Origin of the sequence: Cytobacillus oceanisediminis (assembly GCF_007830235.1) — a bacterium.
Taxonomy (GTDB): Bacteria; Bacillota; Bacilli; order Bacillales; family Cytobacillaceae; genus Cytobacillus; species Cytobacillus oceanisediminis.
Map to the genome: position 1 here is coordinate 535,045 of NZ_VLKI01000001.1, position 18,745 is coordinate 553,789.

Here is an 18,745-nt window from a genome sequence, read left to right on the forward strand (position 1 = left end):
CTTATTCTCCTCTGGAATCTTTAGATTGTAATATCATTTGCAATTGGTGTTTCCATCAATTCCTTAACCCTTTTCAAATCATGTGTCTTGCCCAGCACCCACATCAATTTTGGAACAATCGCTTCCGTATTCATATTCCTGGAACGAATAATCGTATTCTGATTCACTTTCCTCCCAACTTCATAGATTTCCATGTCCTCTCCTTCTTCTAAACATTGGGTAGTCACAACAACAGATATGCCGCTTTCCGTGAGCTCATTCAGTTTCTCCAAAATATTTCTTCCGTGAAAAGGGATTCCGCCGCTGCCATAGCTTTCAACTACAATGCCCTGACAGTGTTCTTTCAGGAAATCAAAGTATTCCGGCTTAATGCCCGGGAATAGCTTAACTAAAGATACATCCGTACAAAGGGAGGTATCAAGCTTAATTTCTTTTTTCTTTTCTGTTTGTAATGGATTACTGTATTCAATTTTATTTCCGTAAATGGAAGCTACATAGGGATAATTGATGCTTTCAAATGAATCATAGCTTTTTGTTCTCAATTTAATGGCCCTTGTCCCCTGTATGACTCGCCCATCAAACACGATAAATACTCCGCCTATCTTCTCACAGGCGAATCGAACGGCATCACTTATATTTTTTTTCGCATCTGTTTTCTGGAATGAAATGGGAATTTGAGACCCTGTGATGACAACAGGCTTGTCCAGGCTTTGCAGCATATAGGAAATGGCAGCAGAGCTGTAAGCCATTGTATCTGTGCCATGGGTAATCACAAAGCCATCGTAGTTGTCATAATTCTCATAAATAGCTTTTGCTATTATTCCCCAATATTCCGGCTGCATATTTGTGCTATCAATATTCATCAAGGGCTTGGTTTCGATATGATAGAGAGTATTTAATCCCGGCAGGTAACTTAAGATTTCATCGGCTTCCAATTCAGGTACCAGTCCGTTATCCCCTTCCAATGAAGCGATTGTTCCACCGGTTGTCAGCAGCATTAATTTTTTCAAAACGGGGTTCCACCTTCCATCCTGTTAAAGGATCAGTTACTTTTAAATAAAGGAATGAAGACTTTTAGATTTTTATACGCGAATCGCGTACTATGGAAGTAATTATATGGAGGAAACAAGAAGAAATCAAGAAAATATTATTCATTTCGCGTACATTTTTCTATTTTATGATGGTATACTGAAATGAAAGGAGAGTAGAGTTATGATTTTAAATAGATTAACAAAATTAAGAAAGAGCAACAACTGGTCCTTGCAGGAAACAGCTGACCTTCTTGGCATAGCCAAAAGTACATATGCAGGGTACGAATCAGGGCACCGCAGACCTTCATTAGAAGCAATTAAATTAATGGCAGACCTATTTCAAACCTCAACCGATTACATTCTTGGCAGAGTTGAAGATCCTAAATTTCAGCCAGCCTTTGAGAAAACCGCTATCGAATTGGCAGACTGTCTGTTTGTAGATTTGTCGGTAGATGGGAGTACTCTTTCCCAGGAAGAAATCGAGTACGTGATTGCATTTATAAGGGCAAAACGTGAGTTAGGACAGCGCAAGGAACAGGGCAAAAATTCAGTTGGTGAATCAAGTTATTTAAATGAAAAGACAAATTAATTAGAGGTATTAATTATCTTAAAGACAGTTTTAGTGAATGATCAGAAAAGGTTATTGGAAAAATCCAGCTGCCTCTTTTGTAGAATGCAGCCGGAATAATCAAGATGAAGGAATTTCACATGATAAGGAGCATAGTTGTAAAAAAACCACTATGCAAATGTTTAGCTTTTTCCTAAGCCTTCCTTCAATAGCATTAAATCAAGATAGAGCTGGCATTTTTGATTAAAATCCGAAAAATTGATCGTTGTAAGTTCGGTTATTTGCTTAATCCTATAGTTTAACGTATTAGGGTGAATAAACATTTGTTCAGCAGTCGGCTTTAATTTGCAGTTATTAACCAAAAAATATTCCAGTGTTTTGAGAAGCTCCGTTTGGCTTTCCTGATCCTTTTCTTTTAAAATCTGCAAATTTTTATTTACATATTGATTTTTCTTGTTTTTCTCGTTAATGATATCCAAGTACCGGATGATCCCCAGCTTTTCATATTCATAAGGTATATTTTCCTGGGTTCCCAGCCTTTCTGTTAGTTCCACAACTTCAAGTGCTTCTTTATAGCTTTTATTAAAAGATAAAAGCTGCTGATATTCATTGCCAATGCCGATATAGATCTGGGAATATCGATTTGTGTCAAAATTAGTTAATAGGTTTTCTACAATCTGTAAAGAAGCAGCTGCAGGAGAGTACTGGGTAGAGTAGCAGCCTACAGCAATAATGATATTGGAACGATCGATTAACACGTGACTTGTATTATCCTTCAAGTTTAGATAAGACCTTATTGTTTCTTTTAATTCCTCTACCAGCTCATCCTCTGCATTTATGACATTCACAACCATAATGCAAAATATTGAGGGCAGGACGATGTTTAACTGGTTGGCTTCCCATCTAAAATCCTTTTCATTTGTATAACGATTATTGATCGCATTTCTGAATAAATTTTCAATCTCTATATCTTTTTGATGAATGATTTTCGTTTTTTTATGGATGATTTTTCCTACGTGAATGGAGGCTTCATATAAAAACTCCATCTCTTCATCCGTTAGGTTATCATTTATTTCCTGAACCCAGATATAGCCCATAATGGTCTCTTTGTACCTTGTACTGACAACCACCCGCTGGTTCAGGCCAATTTCTTTCATATCGTTGATTCTAAATGGAACCGGGATTGTTTTAAGCTGATCAATAATTCCTGTTTCCACAAACGCTTCAAATATATGTAATGGACATTTTTTTGAAAAAATGGTTTCCTGATTCGCTTTATCAAATTGATCAATATAGTAAGAGTTGTAAGCTAATAGGAAGAAATGATCATTTTCCAAAATGACCGGTTTTTTTAACGTATAGCTGATCAAATCGATTATTTTATCCAAATCCGATAAAGTAAGGATTTGCTCCAATTGCTCCTTCATTTTCGTGCCTCCTGCCTTGTTTCCCCTTATCATACTTATCAATTTGAAGAATGTATAGTATTTTTCCTAATCCCAAATATTGCCTGACCATTTGCTTAATACAACGCGAAAACAGTGGATACCAACTATGATATCCACTGAGTCCTGGCATTACTATATGATTTTTTATATGTTAAAGCATTTCACTAATGGTTTTTGCCTGCATATGGAGTGCCAAATAGTCTGGTCCGCCGGCTTTTGAATCTGTTCCAGACATTTTAAATCCTCCGAATGGATGATATCCAACGATCGCTCCTGTACATGTCCGGTTAATATATAGATTTCCTACATGAAATTCCCGTTTTGCCCTTTCGATTAGCTGTCTGTTATTGGTGATGACGGCTCCTGTTAAACCGTATTCCGTGTTATTGGCAATCTTGAGCGCTTCATCGAAGCTTTCAGCCTTTGAAAACCCAACCACAGGGCCGAAAATTTCTTCCTGCATCACTCGTGAATTTGGATCCAAATCTGCGAAGATCGTTGGTTCAATAAAGTAGCCTTTTGAATTGTCGCCTTTTCCGCCGCTTACCAATCGGCCCTCTTCCTTGCCAACCTCAATGTATCCCATAATTTTTTCGAATGACCCCTGATCAATAACAGGTCCCATATACGTATCATGGTTCTCGGGATTTCCGACGATTTTTTGCTCCGTAATCTCTGCTACACGTTCCAGCACCTGATCATATACATCAGCATGAACAACTGCCCTGGAACCTGCAGAACACTTTTGGCCTGAAAAACCGAATGCAGAAGCAAATATGGATTGGGCTGCCAGTTCAATATCACAATCCTTGTCAACGACGACCGTATCCTTTCCGCCCATTTCTGCAATGACACGCTTTAAATGCTGTTGTCCTGGCTGAATTTTTGCTGCACGTTCAAAAATGCGTGTTCCTACTTCACGGGATCCTGTAAAGGTGATAATACTTGTTTTCGGATGATCAACTAAGTAATCTCCAACCTCAGCTCCGCTGCCTGGAACAAAATTCACTACACCTTTTGGCAGGCCTGCCTGTTCCAAAATATCCACAAATAATGCGGCAATAATTGGTGTTGCACTGGCCGGTTTCAGCACAACGGTGTTACCAGTCACGATTGGCGCTACAGTAGTCCCTGCCATGATGGCAAATAAAAAGTTCCAAGGCGGAATGACGACAGTAACCCCTGTTGGCGTGTAAATATATTTATTGCTTTCCCCTTCACGGCTGTTTACTGGTTTTCCGTTTGCCAGTTCAATCATCTGGCGAGCGTAATATTCCAGGAAATCAATGGCCTCTGCGGTATCAGCATCTGCTTCATTCCAAGGCTTCCCTGCTTCTTTTACTAATAGAGCAGAGAAAAAGTGCTTTTTACGGCGAATCATCGCAGCTGCCCTAAATAGAATATTCGCTCTCTCCTCCGGATTCCAATATCTCCAATCCTCAAAAGCATCAGCCGCTGCTTGAATCGCCATTTCTGCATGTTCTTTGTTTGCTTTTGAAACCGAACCAACCACTTCTTCCTTGTTTGCCGGATTTGAGGAAACAATTTTTTCTTCCGTCGTAATTCTTTCCCCGTTGATGACAAGCGGATACTCCCTGCCCATTATTTCGTTCACTTCTGCTAGTGCCTGTTGAAAGGCTTCCTTGTTTGCTTCATTTGTAAAATCAGTAAATGGTTCATGTTTGTAAGGTATTGTCATTTTCATCTATCCCTTCTATTAATCTATTTTATTGCCATCCCTTTTTGAGCAAATGCTATATTAGCCGGACGTTCAGCAAGTCTTCTCATAAAGAATCCATACCAATCACTTCCATAAGGGACATACACTCGAGTTTTATAACCTTCTTTCACTAACTCCTGTTGTGTTGTTGTTCTCATTCCATAAAGCATTTGAAATTCAAAAGAGTCCAAGCTGATGTTATGGTCTTTTACAAGCTGTTTGGTGTGGTCAATCATATTATCATCATGTGTAGCAATTGCTGTATAATGCCCATTTAATAGCTGGGTTTTGATAAGCCTTTTATAATTTTCATCCACATCCGTTTTTTCCGGAAAAGCAACATCAGGCAATTCCTGATAAGCCCCTTTTACCAAACGCAAAAATGGCTGATAGGGATGTAAATCATTCAAGTCATTTTCCGTCCGGTATAAATAGGCTTGAAGGACCGTGCTAACATAGGAGTAGCGTTTTTTGAAATCTTTAAAAATATCAAGCGTTTTTTGACAGCGCTGCTCATCTTCCATATCAATGGTAACCATGATCTTCTGCTTTTCGGCTGCATCCAGGATTCTTGCCAGATTTTCATAAACAAGCTGGGCATCTATGTCTAAACCTAATGATGTAAGCTTCAATGAAACCTGTATCCAAGCTTCCGGATGCGATCATTTCAATCGTCCGGATGCGATCATTTCAATCGTCCGGATACACTCATCTGTTCGTTCTCTGGCGACAGCTGCATTTGTTACAAACTCGCCTAAATGATCAACCGTAACAGCCAATCCTTGTTCATTAAGTGTCCGGATGAATGGAATGGAGCTTGGGAAGTCCGTTCCACCAATAATTTTACCGGCAGCAATATTGCCTCCCCAGTTTTGGGCTGCACGATTTAGTGCCTTGTTTTTCGATAAATATAAAAAAAACGATCTGGAACTTATATTCATTCATAACACCCCCAATGGTTATAGCAGCTATCCACCACCCAAATTATCTTAATCCAGCAGGCTAATATCAAAGATGCAACGGATCACATCTTTGTTTTCTATCATAGTTAGTATTCTACATTTCTGAATAGTCTGTAACAATGTATAAAAAAAACAAATATTTCATTGTTTTTTGTGTTAGAAACACAACAGGAAATTTCACTGCAAAAATCATAGAGGATGCCCAAAAAGCTATACCTGGGGCCCCCCCTCACTTTGAAACTTAAGCTTCTTTTTATCCTTTTTTTAACGAATATATTAATAACATTCATGTAAAAAGGAAGCTGGGAAACATGAATGAAAACACACAACAGGATATAAACCGTATTCAGTGGAAAATTCTTTAATAAATCAACTCTTTTCGCAACACAATAGGAAGATTATGTTAAAATTACTTATATAGGCAAAACCAGCTAGTTAAGGAGGTTTCATGTGTTTTAAACCTAATGAAAGATTCATTAGTATTGTCCTGAGTGTTCTTGGAATATCCTTTTTCCTTTGGGCGAGCGGTTTGTTTGGGATTTGGATGAATGGAATTAGTTATTTTTCTAAAAATGTGGATGCTTATTATAATAATGGCTCTCCAGTTGAAGGAAAGTATTCTGTAAGCATTGATTTAAGCGATTTGAAAAGCAACGAAGGAAAAGTAGTTTATGAGGATGGAAAGAATCAAATTTACGTGTCAAAAGTATTTAATAATGATGAATCAGGTTATGAAGTAAGCTTTCGGTCAAGTGGAAATTATCATATGAATGGTGCAACGTTAGTCTCTGCCATTCAGCATGTGCCAACTGACAATGATTTTACTGGTATACCGGAAGTGACTGCTGTAGGAGCCTATCGGGGTAAAACTTTTACATTATCGCCTTCTGGCACATCTGGTTTAAACTTCCGGGATGGAGATGAATTTGGCTTTTACCTGTTTCCTACTGATAAGGACATAGAAGTTGATTTGGAAAAAGATGAGACTATTGAGATTATACTCTCAAACTTGTATTTAAACATATGGGTGGCTAAAAGATTATTCCAGTAGACGGCAGGCATCTGTCGTTTTTTTAGTTATGAGATTAGCATATGAACATAATCATTTTAAATTGTAAAATAAGCCTCTTCAAACAATATAAAAGCAGAGCAATGAGAATTACTCTGCTAAATAGATGTAATTAAGGACTGCTTTTGTATTTATCCATGTATTTCCTCAAAAGCCTGATAAAGATTGGCCTTTATTTTTATGCCATTAATCTTAATACCCAGGGTCACAATGGTTTGTGCCACTTCCGGACGGATTCCCGTTATATAGGTTTTCGTGGTCATGAATTATCTATGAAGACGTTTCTTTTACTGACCTTCGATTTTTGTCGTCATAACCCCTTTATGAAGACCTTTCTCCTTACCATCCTTCGATTTTGGTGGTCATGACAGCTCTATGAACACCTTTCTCCTTACCATCCTTCGGTTTTAGTCGTCATAACCGCTTTATGAAGACCTTTTTCCTTACCATCCTTCGGTTTTCGTCATCATGACCGCTTTATGACAACATTCTCCTTACTAATCTCCAATTTTCGTCGTTATGACAGCTCTATGGAGACCATTCTTGTTCTTGTGTTCCTCTATTTTTGTCGCCATGACTGCCCCATGGCTTCTACCTTCTGCCCTGCCCATTTTACCCATGGACACTCACCTGCCTTATCCCATTTAGAATATACTGTAGGAGTTATTGGGGGGTGAAGATGTCATGATTTTATATACAGATAATTCCACCGACCGGTATCAGCTAAAAGAATGGGAACGAAACGCTCTGGAAAAGTTCGAAGTGAAGTTGACGGATAAAGCTAAACCATTCCCTTGCATCCCGGCAACCATCGGATTTTCCAAAAAACAGCTTCGTTATGGGTTTGCGGATGACCCAAGGGAACCGGCCTCCATCGAACAAGTGGCTAAGATGCTGAAGGAATTCACCCATCATTCAAGAACATTCGGAAACTACACTTCTCTCATTGTCTTCTACAAGACTCCGAAGGATTTGAGAGATTCCTATAAAGTGGAACAATTTGAGCAGCTATTTTGGCAGCAGCTAGCCAGATTAAGTGAGATAGATGAAGTTAAGTGGCCTGAAGATATACCTAAAGACCCATATAATCCAATTTGGGAGTTTTGCTTTCATGGAGAGCAGTATTTTATGTATTGTGCCACTCCTGCACACGAGAATCGGCAGAGCCGGCATTTTGATTGCATGTTGCTTGCCATCACCCCGAGATGGGTGCTGCAAGAGTTTTCTAAAAAAGAATCTTATGCCCGCAGGATTAAATCCCAGGTGCGAAAAAGGCTGGGAAAATATGATAGCAGCCCGATCCATCCAGACCTAAACAGATATGGAGCAGAAGATAACTTTGAATGGAAGCAATATTTTCTGAGGGACGATGACACCACTATATCGAAGTGTCCCTTTCACAGGTTTTTGGGAATTGCCAAGAAGACCTGAACATCCCCAAAATAAGTGAATAAATAAAAGGAGAACAGAACTCAATTCTGTTCTCCTGCAGCTTAAGTAAACAACTGCTCATAAACTTGATTCAACTGACGCGCTCTTTCTTCATCCTGCTCCTGTTTGGAATATTCGATTGCTTCCTCAAGAACCTTATTAAGATAATTGCTTTCTTCCTGAGTTAGCTGCCAGGCAAATATCTGGTCGGATTTAAAATCATGGGTAGATAGACTTTTATAAAGCCTTCTGCCTACAGCGTCGTTTTCAGTATGGGCAGATAAAATCTCCCGTAAATAACTCAAAGATTGTTCCATCTGCGTCCTCTCCTTCGGTTACTAAAACAGCTATTGGCATGTTTTTTGAGAAAAATTACTTGTCATCATCAACATATGCATCATGTTCAAAAGCCGGCAAGTCCCCAAATGAAGTCATGATTCCTTCTTCATCAAGGCTTTCTTCATATTTATCATGCTGGTCATTCGGGTAAACCGTAATATTCTTTCCATACATATCATTGCCAACAAAGTTTTCATAATCTTCTACATAACCCACATTTTCATCATACTCAATATAGGTGTCATTATAGTGCTCGGGAGGAATGGCTAAATCGGATGGCGTTTCCGATGTCCCCCATTTAGCAACCTCCTGCCAGGAATCTTCGGCATCATAAGCAACATTTTCATCCTGCTCATCCATATCGAATTTGCCAAATGGAGGCATTAATACACCTTCCTCAATAGGACGGTTTGTTGAAACTGTCTGGTCAGGAGAATGCTCCTTGCAATATAGGGTCTCCGGGACTGCTTCAAGTCTCTCCAGAGGAATTTCCTTATTACAGGCAATGCATTTGCCATAGGTCCCTTTTTCAATGGAAGCGAGTGCTGCTTCAATCTTTTCAAGTTCGTAATCTAAATGCTGATGCAAGGCAATGTCCTTTTCGCGCTCAAACAATTCAGTGCCCTCATCAGCGGGATGGTTATCATAACTTGATAACTCCCCCATTGACTCATGAAAAAAGTCTGATTTTAAATCAAAATTGTCATTAGCACCCTGTCTTTTATTTATGTCTTCTTTCATCTTTATTAAGGCTGCACGGAAGTCAGCAATTTGATTTTGATTTAACGGCATTTTATCATTCCTTCTTAAGTGACATTTTCTTACCTTAGTATTTAGCATTTAATGAAAAGAAATGAGGGAGTTTTTGTACCGGTTAAACCATTTTTTGGACTGTAGAAATGTATTGAGAAATTAGGGTTTCTAGTGATTAACGACCGGCTTTGTGGGAACCTTAAGAAATTATCTAGCTAATTTACGATGAAAAAATTTGAACCTAAGTAATCTGGGAGTACTATTACTTATTAGGACGAAAATGCATGCAGATCTGGAGATTTGGTAGTTAATTACGCTGATTAACGACGATAAGTCATGTATCCTTCGAGGTTTGGTTGCTATTCACACTGATTAACGACGATAAGTCATGTATCCTTCGAGGTTTCGTAGCTATTCACGCTGATTAACGACGATAATGCATGCATCCTTCGAGGTTTCGTAGCTATTCACGCTGATTAACGACGATAATGCATGTATCCTTCGAGGTTTGGTAGCTATTCACACTGATTAACAACGATAAGTCATGTATCCTTCGAGGTTTCGTAGCTATTCACGCTGATTAACGACGATAATGCATGCATCCTTCGAGGTTTCGTAGCTATTCAACCGATTAACGACCTAAAGGGGTGCAGTCCTTAAAATAAACAAAACAGGAAGAAACAATGGAACCTTCCTTCGCTTCTTCTTGATAAAATTTATATCATTATTTACCTTTGTTTGTCTTCCTTTTTTAGGGTTATCTACCTGAAAGGCAGATTCGGTTTCATGATCTATCTGAACTTGCTCGATACTTGAGTTTTGTATTCCTTTCTTCGCCATTTATTTCACCACCTTGAAAAGATTAATTTTACCCGCCGCAAGAAAAATCTTAACTTGATCAGAAGCTGAAAAAAGCAAATATCCAATAGTCAGTGATGTGTTTTATGCAGAAGTCTAGGAATTTGGATATCATAGGTATCATTATTGTTCGATTGAATTTCTTTTTTATTCCTTAATCAAATGCGAAATAATTTTAAAAACTCCCCTTGATAGAAAGGGGATTTTAGTTTTACAAGCAGCTTTCAATCATTTTAAAAGAAGCGGGATTTCCTTTACTCCTCTGACAATCATACCCGGTCTCCATTCGAGCTGGTCTTTGCTAATATTGAGTTTCATATCCGGGAATCTTTGGATTAGGCTTTTGATAGCGATTTCTCCCTCAAGCCTTGCAAGCGGAGCCCCCAGACAGAGGTGTATTCCTTTCCCAAAAGCAAGGTGCGGGCTTTTCTCTCTTGTAATATCAAAGATTTCAGGGTCCTTAAATTGGAGTGGATCATGATTGGCTGAATTTAAAGCAACGATGACTAAATCCCCTCTGCGAATAGCTGCACCTTTGAAATCCAGATCCTCACTCGCCCAGCGGGATGTGCTGAATTCAACCGGGCCATTAAAGCGGAGGGTTTCCTCTATGGCATTATGTATAATTTCAGGCTGATTTTGAAGCAAGCCAAGCTGTTCTGGATGTTCGATTAGAGCGAGAATGCTGTTGCCAATCAGATTCACAGTCGTTTCATGGCCTGCGATGATTAATAGGGTAACCACTCCAAACAGCTCGCGCTCAGTGAGATGATCGCTTTCATTCTCAGCCATCATTAACTGGCTTATAAGGTCCTTGCCTTGATTTTTCCGTATTTTTTCAAACCACTCGCTTAAATATAGAATAAATTCATTCATATGCTGAAACATCTCTGCTGCATGCTCGCCATTCGAACCTTCAATTAGCGAATTTGACCAAATTCGAAATTTATTACGGTCTTCAGCTGGCACACCGAGAATCTCGCAAATGACAATAATGGGCAATGGAAAAGCAAAATCGTCAATCAAATTTATCGTTTCCTTACCTGCCGCTTTCTCCAGAAGATCATTCGTTATCTCCTGAATCCTCCCGCGCATTCCAGAAATCATTTGAGGTGTGAAAGCTTTTTGAACAAGCCCTCGCAGTCTCTTATGATCTGGCGGGTCCGAAAAAAGCATATTATGCATGAAAATACTCTGGTGCTCCATGCTGCCTCCAAAAAGCTTGGACACATTCTTAATAAACCGGTGATCCTTCAACACCTCAACAGCATCATCATACCTTGTAATGATCCAGCCTTCCTGTCCATCAGGAAACCTCATTTTAAGGACCGGCTCCGTCTCCCGAAGATTCTTATAGGCCGGATAAGGATTTTTGGTGAATTCATCAGAAAATACTTTAAATTTGGGATTCAACTTCATTCTCCTCTCATTTCCATATTGCTTAAATAAATCAAAGTTTAAAGGATCACTATAAGGCGATGGCATCTTATTTTATTGCAACACCATTTACTTTTTTAGCCATTTTTAATTGTCTCCAGAAGGATTTATCATAAACCGCTCTTTCTACAGATCTTACCCAATTCAGCAGATGGTGTAAGCATTTAAATAAGCCCCCAGTCTCCTGGGAGCTTTTAATCGTTTATTTTTTACAATTTCATCCGTGATCATAATGGTTTAAAAATACCTTGTCGATGATAAGAAAACAAATCTTATTTTACCTTCGCAACCCAATCGACAGATGATCCCCCAAAATGGATTTCAACCGATCTTTAAGTATACGTAAGCTGGAGTCTTTCTTTTATGTATATGTAAGCCCTGATTGCAAAAAATAAAGACCGTATATCTGGCAGACACCTATTAACTTAATAAAAGGAGAATGAACATGGATTTAAATTTAATTTGGCAAACTCTGTTGATTTTTGTAATAGGAAACATACTGCTAAGAATTAGTGGAAGAAGATCGATATCACAAATGACGATTCCGCAAACCGTCATCATGATCGGAATTGGGACACTGCTCATTCAGCCTGTAACCGGCCAAGGACTTTGGGCGACCTTTGGTGTCGCATTAATTTTGGTCCTATGCCTGATCATTACTGAATTCATTCAGGTTAAATTTGACAGCTCTGAGACTGCCATTTCAGGTAAAGCTGTCCCAGTTATTGAAAATGGAACCTTAAATGAAAATAACTTAAGAAAACTGCGGCTGCCTGTGGATAAATTAGAAGCCCGGCTGCGCCAATCAGGAATTTCAGCTATTAATGATGTAGAATTTGCTACTCTTGAATCCAGCGGACAATTAGGATACACATTAAAAAACCAAAAACAGCCGGCAACAAAGGAAGATATCCATAAACTAATCCAGCTGATCCAAACTGGCCAATTGATGAACCAAAACGCTCAAACACAGACTCAAAATAGCCTATTTACCGAAACCATTACTAAGGACTCGTCTAATGTGCCCAAACATTTACAATAGAAGCTAAAAAGGGTATGAATCTCACGATCATAACCTTTTTGCAATGCTTCTATTGAAAAGCTACTCGTTCAGCTCTCCAAACTAATTTATAGAAATTAAAAAACAAATATAGGAATTATAAAAACTTCACCTAGATGAAAAAGCTGCCAAATGAGCAGCAGATTGTTATTCATACTCCTCATCGAGCTACTCATTCCTTCTTATTTTTTTCACGAATTTGGTTAAGAAGTAAGCGGCATAGGCTATCCCTACATCGATAAGAAACAAGTAAAATTGATTCATCCCTTTATTAAATTCAAGCATCCCTATTAGTGCTTCGATGGTTGCAAACCCAAAGGCAAACACTGCGCTTAAAAATAAAGTATAAACGAGGAAGTTTTTCTTATGATTTAAACAGTATTGATAGAGAAGCAAGAACCCAACGGGAAGTGCGGATGCCGTCATATTGAGGGCATGGGGAAAAATTGGTGTAAAAAAGTATGTGTGAACGAAAAAACTATACCTTTGTAAAAAAATGTCTAGGTAGGCCCACAGTATATGAACGGTATATCCAAAGAAAAACACCTCAAAAATTCTTCTGCGGTCTACTGTAAAATAAAGCAGAATGAGTGGGAGAACCAGCAGGGATATCACTAACCAGAACTGCCACGTTCCCATATTGGAATAATCATGCCAGTAGGAAGTGATTAATGAATTCATATCCTTATTCTGTTTAAAGATCTGATCCCAGTACTCCTTGTAACTCATATAATGACCTCCATAAATGCTTATTCTTAAGAAAATTACCCAGGAACAATGGCAACTAACAGCTTAAATAGAAATGAATCATTCCGTTATTATGCATAATCGTAGTTCTCTACTCTCGCCTCTTGCAGCATTTTCATAAATTGATCCCCTTTTTGAACGCCTAAGATCCTCTGTCCATAATCAAGAAAAGCTTTCAGCTCTCCCTCTGATAAATAGGTTAAATTAAAGGGAAATTGCTCCATATCCCGTACAGCATCCATAATTTGATTGAGTGTTTGTTTTCCATTTACAGTAATGGTAACTTGCTTATATCTGGGCTTATCTTTATTAACGGTTAATTGGATAAAGCCCTTTTCCTGAAGTGGCTTTAATAATCGCGTAACTGTTGAGATATGCCAGCAGCCTAGTTCACTTAACTGTGTTGGACTAAGCACACTTTCATTCGTTGCGAGCAAAAATAAAATATGCTGCTGAGCGGTAGAAAGATTGAACCTCTTCTCCAGCTCCGACCACCTCTTTTCCATGCAAAAATACAGGGCCCTAATGACAAGAACAGTCTGTTGCTTCAGCAAAATATCCACCATTCACCATCCTCACTTACTAATACAATTGTAGTTACAAATATTTTTTGATTATCGAAATAAAATATGCATAAAAAATAGAGGCGGCAATTATCCACCTCTTGAATTCTTAATTAGCTCAGAATTTTATTTTTATTACACGAAAGACTCGCCCGTCCATCCTTTAGTTTACCTAGTTCATTCTAGTTACTTAATATCTCTCTATCATTGGTTGGCTGAACAGGGCGATGATTATCTTGGAAAATATTACGAAAAGTTTCTATCTGTTGATTAGACATTTGAATTGGTTCTTGCAATACAATCCAAGTAACCCCTTCAGAACATGGAGGAGTTGTCAGGGACCCTTTATAGCGAAATAACTGTTTATCTTTTGGGAGAACTTTCATTAAATTAATTGTCTCTTCAAGAGTAACCTCTCCGGAATTGTTTTTTGGTGCATTTTCCCATATAGTTTCCAATTCGTTATTAATATCACCTGCCTTTATCATTACCCCAAGAACTGCTAGCTGATCATTTTTGTTTTTATGTACTAAATGTAATTCCATATCAAAATTTTCCCCATTAAATTGATGTTCGCTTGGTGTATGGAAGTGTAACTGTTCTAACTTATACTCTATTTTATCTAAAATGATCGAGTTCTGGCCTCTAATTGAATTTGCCTGAATGGTATGACCGTTATTCACGAGTGTAAACATAGCAGGAGAATACTTAATTTCTAATAATGTTTCGCCATTATTTTTTGATAATTCTTCATTCTTAACGTTTATTGGAGATTGTTCTTTGCCTTTTTTACAAGCTAAGTTTGCAGTATCTAATTCTCCCCAGTGTTTAGGTCCTGTCTCTCCTTCGTAAGACCAATCATTTGTCTGTGTTTCAACAGATATATGGTCTCTTTCATTCTCTGTTTCAATCTGCTGTTCAGTTATAGATGTTTTTTGTTCACTTTCTGAACAGCCAATTAAAAAAATTAGCAGCGAAAAAAATAAAAAAGAAAAGAAAAGATTGTTCTTTACCATTTTAACCTCCTAAATTTTAGTATTTCCCTTAGGTTTATACCCATCCTATTAACATTTATTCCTATTAATGTAAACCGACACAAAATAGACAAATTTAAATATATTCCTAAATGAGAGTAAAGGAGCTCAAGAAAACCACAGGATGTAATTTACCTCTATAATTACGCAAACAGTTTAGGAATAGATTATTCAGGAAGAATGTTATAATTATGAGAGCTTATTTTTAAAAAAAGGATGTTTCAATTGGATTGGAAACCTGACAGAAAATCGAAAACACCCATTTATAAACAGCTGGCCATATATATAGAGAACGGGATTGCTGATGGCACTTTTCCCCCTGACAAACCGCTTCCCTCTGAAAGAGGATTGGCAAAGCAGTTTGATATAAATAGAAGCACGGTTGTTGCTTCCTATGATGAACTTGAGTCAAATGGGATCATTAATCGAAATAGAGGCAGCGGAACAACGATTAGTAAAGATATTTGGGGGATGGCAAAGAAAAGAATTCCAAGCTGGAACAGGTACATTGAAGCGGGTTCATTTTTGCCCAATATGCCTGTAACCCAAAGAATCCATAAAGAACTGGCAGAGACAAAGCTGATCAATTTAGCCAGCGGGGAATTGTCTCAGGATCTTTTTCCGATGGATTCGCTAAGGGAGATCACTTCGAACAGATCCTTTATCGGGACTTTGGGATATGACCATCCCCAAGGAAATGGAATTCTTAGAGAAACCCTGGCTGCCCATGTTAAAAAATTTAAAGAAATTGAGACGAACGCATCATCTATCTTGATTACATCCGGTGCACAGCAGGCCTTGCATCTTGTTGTTCAATGCCTGTTAAAACCTGGAGATGCAGTTGCGATTGAGGACCCTTCCTATCACTACAGCCTTCCGATATTTAAATCAGCAGGAATAAAAACCTATTATTTAAAAGTAGATAAGGATGGACTAAACCCAAACGTTATTACTGCACTATATAAAAAGCACCGAATAAAAATGATCTTTTTAAATCCTATTTTTCAGAATCCTACAGGTACTTTATTGCCTGAAGAACGGCGCAGAAAAATTCTTGAATTGTCTTCTGAGTATGGAATTCCTGTGGTGGAAGATGATCCATACAGCTTAACACCCTTTACTGGGGAAAGAATGAGGACCCTTAAATCGATGGATATGAACGGGAATGTTTTATATATAAGCTCACTCACAAAAATCGTTGCTTCAGGGCTGAGAATTGGTTGGATTATTGGTCCGAGATCCGTGATTGAAAGATTATCAGATGCAAAGCAGCAGGTCGATTTTGGACATGGCAGTTACTCTCAATGGATTGCCAATGATTTTTTAGAATCCAGGAACTTTGAATCCCATATTGACCACTTAGTTAAGCAATTAGAACGGCGAGGGAACCAAATCGTTAACAGTCTTCAGACCCTTCTAAAAGATCAAATTGAATATACCATTCCTCAAGGAGGAATACATCTTTGGTGCAGGATCAAAAAAGAGCACAATGAAATTCAATTGCTCGAAGAATCTATAAAGAGAGGAGTCATCTACGTTCCAGGGACAACAATGGGATCTGAGAGCGGATTTGTACGTTTCACTTATGCAAGGGAAAAAGAAGATAACATACATGAAGGAATAAAACGATTTACTGATGCCCTTGCATCTATAAAGAATTGAGAACTCTCTATCTCTTTACAAGAAAAAAGGCAGCCCATAAAAGACTGTCTTTTTCCATTTTCCTATTACACTAACTCCCGTGTACTGCCAAAAAACTATTTTGCAGGCTCTCGGAAATCAAACTATACTCAATTACTTTTTTCTTATACAGTTTGACAACATCAATACGGTCGTTGTAACTGTATATCCATAACGTGACATCTATATTTCGGCTATTAACATCAATAACGATTGGTGTTCCACTATTCACTGGATGTAAAAAATTTTGCTCGTTCCCCGGATGTATATAATGTCTTTTAATAAATATCGCTTCGTTGAAGTAATTTATAATATTAAGTTTTTCCTCGCCTTCCAATCTCATACCAGAGATGGTTATCGTAACATCTTTCACATTTAGCTTGGAATGAGTTTCAAATTTACTGATAAGCCAATAAACTGTGCCAGGGCAGACAGGTCAAAAGTATTTTTAATAAACTTACGTGTATGATTGGAACCAAAACAGCCCATGTCATATTTCATCATCTCCGTTATACTCTGCAATATAGGCTGGACCCAGGGTCTTTTTTAATTATTAAGCCCGCCAAATGTAGATTCCAAGTGAAGCTAATGCTATAAATATAATCACCACATATATTAAAGTTAAATTTGTTGTATTCCTTTTTGTCGAACTTCCATAGTTTTCGTCAGCCTTCTCTGTCAGCAGCAATGTCGAAACCACGGCAAAAATTAAAATTAAAATAACCAATCCAAGCATTAATTCCATGCTGCACCTCTTCATTATCATGATTAATTTTAGAAAAAAGCTATAAATAAATTTTTAAAGCTTTTTTATAAATAAATCATAACGTACATGAATCGATAAATAACCATCCACTTTGGAATAAAATTAACCATCCACTTTTATCTTCTAACTTCCAAGCAGTGTAACCGGCTCTTTATATTCACCTAAATTCTCTTCTTTGCAGAAGACTTAACTTTATTTATATTGCAATTAACCTCTTAAGTATAAGTATGACACAAATATCGTTCGTAAAAAGGGGTGAAGGACTAATATCAATAAATGATCTGGTAAAATGTCCTCCGTAAGGGGCATAAGCGACAAGTGTTATAAATGAGCTGTCTATTAAAGCAATAACCTATTTAATCTATGAGAAAAAGCCTCTCAACACTAGCTAGAGGCTCTAATTAATAAATTTTATTAATTTTCTATATCACGTCTGTTAAAACCAACAAACCCTAATAATGACCGAACGATAGCCACAATGGTTAATAGTTAATAGCGGCATAAATAGTTATTGATATCTAGGTCTTCGTTAGTTATTAAGCAAATAGACTAGGTGCCGGATCAATAGAAAATAAAAGCACTCTATTGACTCAGCTCCTATTATTTTTTTATTTCAAAGTAATTTGAACATTTGATGAGCCTCTATTTTTGCTGGAAACAGAAATTCCAGCCCCGCCCTTCTCTTGAATAAATTCCAGAACGACTTTCCTTTTTACACCTGCCGCGTCAATACTGTATACTTTCTCGGAACCAGGTGCTAGAGTATCTTCGTATTTAGGCTTATTATTGAAAAAAATAGGCAAGGATTCTTGAGAATCTGAATCTTTATCGTAGGCTCTTAGCTTAAATGACCGGCTATTTTCTTCTGTGCTATTTATTATTTTTACAAGTAAATTTTCTTTGCCATTTTTAGCAGGAATGCTACAGCGCGAGACTTTCCTTTTAGCCATCTAATCTCCTCCTTCTCTTCTTATTAATCTTCTTTTCTGAGGGAATTAAGAGCATCAAGGATTGCTTGACGATTGCTGTTTCCATCTTGCTGCATTAAATTTAGTGTATTTTTCAAGCTGGAAATTAATGAGTCTTCATAATTAGAATCTTGCTTCCCCCTTAATGCTTCAAGAAGTGCAAGTTGTGACATAGCTATTGCTAAAAAGGAAGCGTTGTTATCACAATAACCTACCATTATATTATGCCCGGTTTTTGCAATAATGTTATTGTTTTCAAAACTATTATTTGCTTGTGCTTCTGCCTCTGCTTCTGCTTCTGCTTCTGCTTC

Annotated in this window: 18 protein-coding genes and 3 pseudogenes; 5 read left to right on the plus strand and 16 right to left on the minus strand. The window is 37.8% G+C overall.

Translation table 11 applies throughout. From position 1 onward, the window contains the following. Positions 1-20: 20 nt before the first annotated feature. Positions 21-1,010 carry an asparaginase gene (locus tag IQ19_RS02575; RefSeq protein ID WP_144539554.1) on the minus strand — a complete coding sequence of 330 codons (990 nt, stop codon included), beginning with the start codon at positions 1,008-1,010 and terminating at the stop codon, positions 21-23. 202 nt (positions 1,011-1,212) lie between these two features. On the opposite strand from IQ19_RS02575, the gene IQ19_RS02580 reads away from it, so the two are divergent. After that, complete coding sequence (locus tag IQ19_RS02580; RefSeq protein WP_158638725.1) at positions 1,213-1,620, plus strand: helix-turn-helix domain-containing protein; 408 nt, start codon at positions 1,213-1,215, stop codon at positions 1,618-1,620. A 161-nt stretch (positions 1,621-1,781) separates the two neighbouring features. On the opposite strand, the gene IQ19_RS02585 is transcribed toward IQ19_RS02580, so the two are convergent. The 3 genes and pseudogenes from IQ19_RS02585 to IQ19_RS02595 all read right to left on the minus strand — a co-directional run bounded on the left by IQ19_RS02585 (position 1,782) and on the right by IQ19_RS02595 (position 5,708). After that, positions 1,782-3,026, minus strand: coding sequence for a PucR family transcriptional regulator (locus tag IQ19_RS02585; RefSeq protein WP_144539556.1), 1,245 nt, complete (start codon positions 3,024-3,026; stop codon positions 1,782-1,784). Positions 3,027-3,198: 172 nt separating this feature from the next. Beyond that, positions 3,199-4,746: an L-glutamate gamma-semialdehyde dehydrogenase gene (gene pruA, locus IQ19_RS02590; protein WP_144540075.1), complete on the minus strand. Its 1,548-nt coding sequence runs from the start codon at positions 4,744-4,746 to the stop codon at positions 3,199-3,201. Between the two features lie 23 nt (positions 4,747-4,769). Continuing rightward, positions 4,770-5,708: pseudogene (locus IQ19_RS02595) on the minus strand (proline dehydrogenase family protein). 469 nt (positions 5,709-6,177) lie between these two features. Here IQ19_RS02595 and IQ19_RS02600 point away from each other — a divergent pair. Continuing rightward, positions 6,178-6,780: a hypothetical protein gene (locus tag IQ19_RS02600; protein ID WP_144539558.1), complete on the plus strand. Its 603-nt coding sequence runs from the start codon at positions 6,178-6,180 to the stop codon at positions 6,778-6,780. Positions 6,781-7,295: 515 nt separating this feature from the next. Here IQ19_RS02600 and IQ19_RS28885 read toward each other — a convergent pair. After that, on the minus strand, positions 7,296-7,418 hold the full coding sequence (locus IQ19_RS28885; protein WP_277875250.1) for a hypothetical protein: 123 nt from the start codon (positions 7,416-7,418) through the stop codon (positions 7,296-7,298). A gap of 64 nt (positions 7,419-7,482) precedes the next feature. Here IQ19_RS28885 and IQ19_RS02610 point away from each other — a divergent pair, with 64 nt between their 5' ends. Continuing rightward, positions 7,483-8,229: a YqcI/YcgG family protein gene (locus tag IQ19_RS02610; protein ID WP_144539560.1), complete on the plus strand. Its 747-nt coding sequence runs from the start codon at positions 7,483-7,485 to the stop codon at positions 8,227-8,229. Positions 8,230-8,291: 62 nt separating this feature from the next. Here IQ19_RS02610 and IQ19_RS02615 read toward each other — a convergent pair whose 3' ends face one another. The 4 genes and pseudogenes from IQ19_RS02615 to IQ19_RS02630 form a co-directional block, all read right to left on the minus strand. Further along, entirely contained in the window at positions 8,292-8,546 is a 255-nt protein-coding gene (locus IQ19_RS02615) for a sporulation protein (RefSeq protein WP_144539562.1), read from the minus strand. Between the two features lie 55 nt (positions 8,547-8,601). Then, the gene (locus tag IQ19_RS02620) at positions 8,602-9,360 is read right to left on the minus strand and encodes a TraR/DksA C4-type zinc finger protein (protein WP_144539565.1); all 759 of its coding nucleotides are present in this window, start codon (positions 9,358-9,360) and stop codon (positions 8,602-8,604) included. Positions 9,361-10,068: 708 nt separating this feature from the next. Continuing rightward, positions 10,069-10,161 (minus strand): annotated as a pseudogene (locus tag IQ19_RS02625) (biofilm-forming protein); the annotation flags it as partial. A gap of 246 nt (positions 10,162-10,407) precedes the next feature. After that, positions 10,408-11,598, minus strand: coding sequence for a cytochrome P450 family protein (locus IQ19_RS02630; protein ID WP_144539567.1), 1,191 nt, complete (start codon positions 11,596-11,598; stop codon positions 10,408-10,410). A 463-nt stretch (positions 11,599-12,061) separates the two neighbouring features. On the opposite strand from IQ19_RS02630, the gene IQ19_RS02635 reads away from it, so the two are divergent. After that, on the plus strand, positions 12,062-12,658 hold the full coding sequence (locus tag IQ19_RS02635; RefSeq protein WP_144539569.1) for a DUF421 domain-containing protein: 597 nt from the start codon (positions 12,062-12,064) through the stop codon (positions 12,656-12,658). 186 nt (positions 12,659-12,844) lie between these two features. Here the strand turns inward: IQ19_RS02635 and IQ19_RS02640 are convergent, their stop codons facing one another. The 3 genes from IQ19_RS02640 to IQ19_RS02650 all read right to left on the minus strand — a co-directional run bounded on the left by IQ19_RS02640 (position 12,845) and on the right by IQ19_RS02650 (position 15,002). Further along, positions 12,845-13,405, minus strand: a complete 561-nt coding sequence (locus IQ19_RS02640; RefSeq protein WP_144539571.1) for a hypothetical protein — start codon at positions 13,403-13,405, stop codon at positions 12,845-12,847. 89 nt (positions 13,406-13,494) lie between these two features. Continuing rightward, positions 13,495-13,989, minus strand: a complete 495-nt coding sequence (locus tag IQ19_RS02645; protein WP_242020869.1) for a MarR family winged helix-turn-helix transcriptional regulator — start codon at positions 13,987-13,989, stop codon at positions 13,495-13,497. Positions 13,990-14,168: 179 nt separating this feature from the next. Beyond that, positions 14,169-15,002, minus strand: coding sequence for a carbonic anhydrase (locus IQ19_RS02650; RefSeq protein WP_144539573.1), 834 nt, complete (start codon positions 15,000-15,002; stop codon positions 14,169-14,171). Between the two features lie 243 nt (positions 15,003-15,245). On the opposite strand from IQ19_RS02650, the gene IQ19_RS02655 reads away from it, so the two are divergent. Continuing rightward, entirely contained in the window at positions 15,246-16,682 is a 1,437-nt protein-coding gene (locus IQ19_RS02655) for an aminotransferase-like domain-containing protein (protein WP_144539575.1), read from the plus strand. A 70-nt stretch (positions 16,683-16,752) separates the two neighbouring features. Here IQ19_RS02655 and IQ19_RS02660 read toward each other — a convergent pair. From IQ19_RS02660 to IQ19_RS02675, 4 genes and pseudogenes are all read right to left on the minus strand, one after another. After that, positions 16,753-17,194: pseudogene (locus tag IQ19_RS02660) on the minus strand (YfmQ family protein). A gap of 59 nt (positions 17,195-17,253) precedes the next feature. Further along, a complete protein-coding gene (locus tag IQ19_RS02665; protein ID WP_144539578.1) occupies positions 17,254-17,445 on the minus strand; it encodes a hypothetical protein in 192 nt (63 codons plus the stop codon). Positions 17,446-18,074: 629 nt separating this feature from the next. Beyond that, the gene (locus tag IQ19_RS02670; protein WP_144539580.1) at positions 18,075-18,416 is read right to left on the minus strand and encodes a hypothetical protein; all 342 of its coding nucleotides are present in this window, start codon (positions 18,414-18,416) and stop codon (positions 18,075-18,077) included. Positions 18,417-18,439: 23 nt separating this feature from the next. After that, on the minus strand, positions 18,440-18,745 hold a 306-nt coding region (locus IQ19_RS02675; protein WP_158638726.1), incomplete at its 5' end, for a hypothetical protein.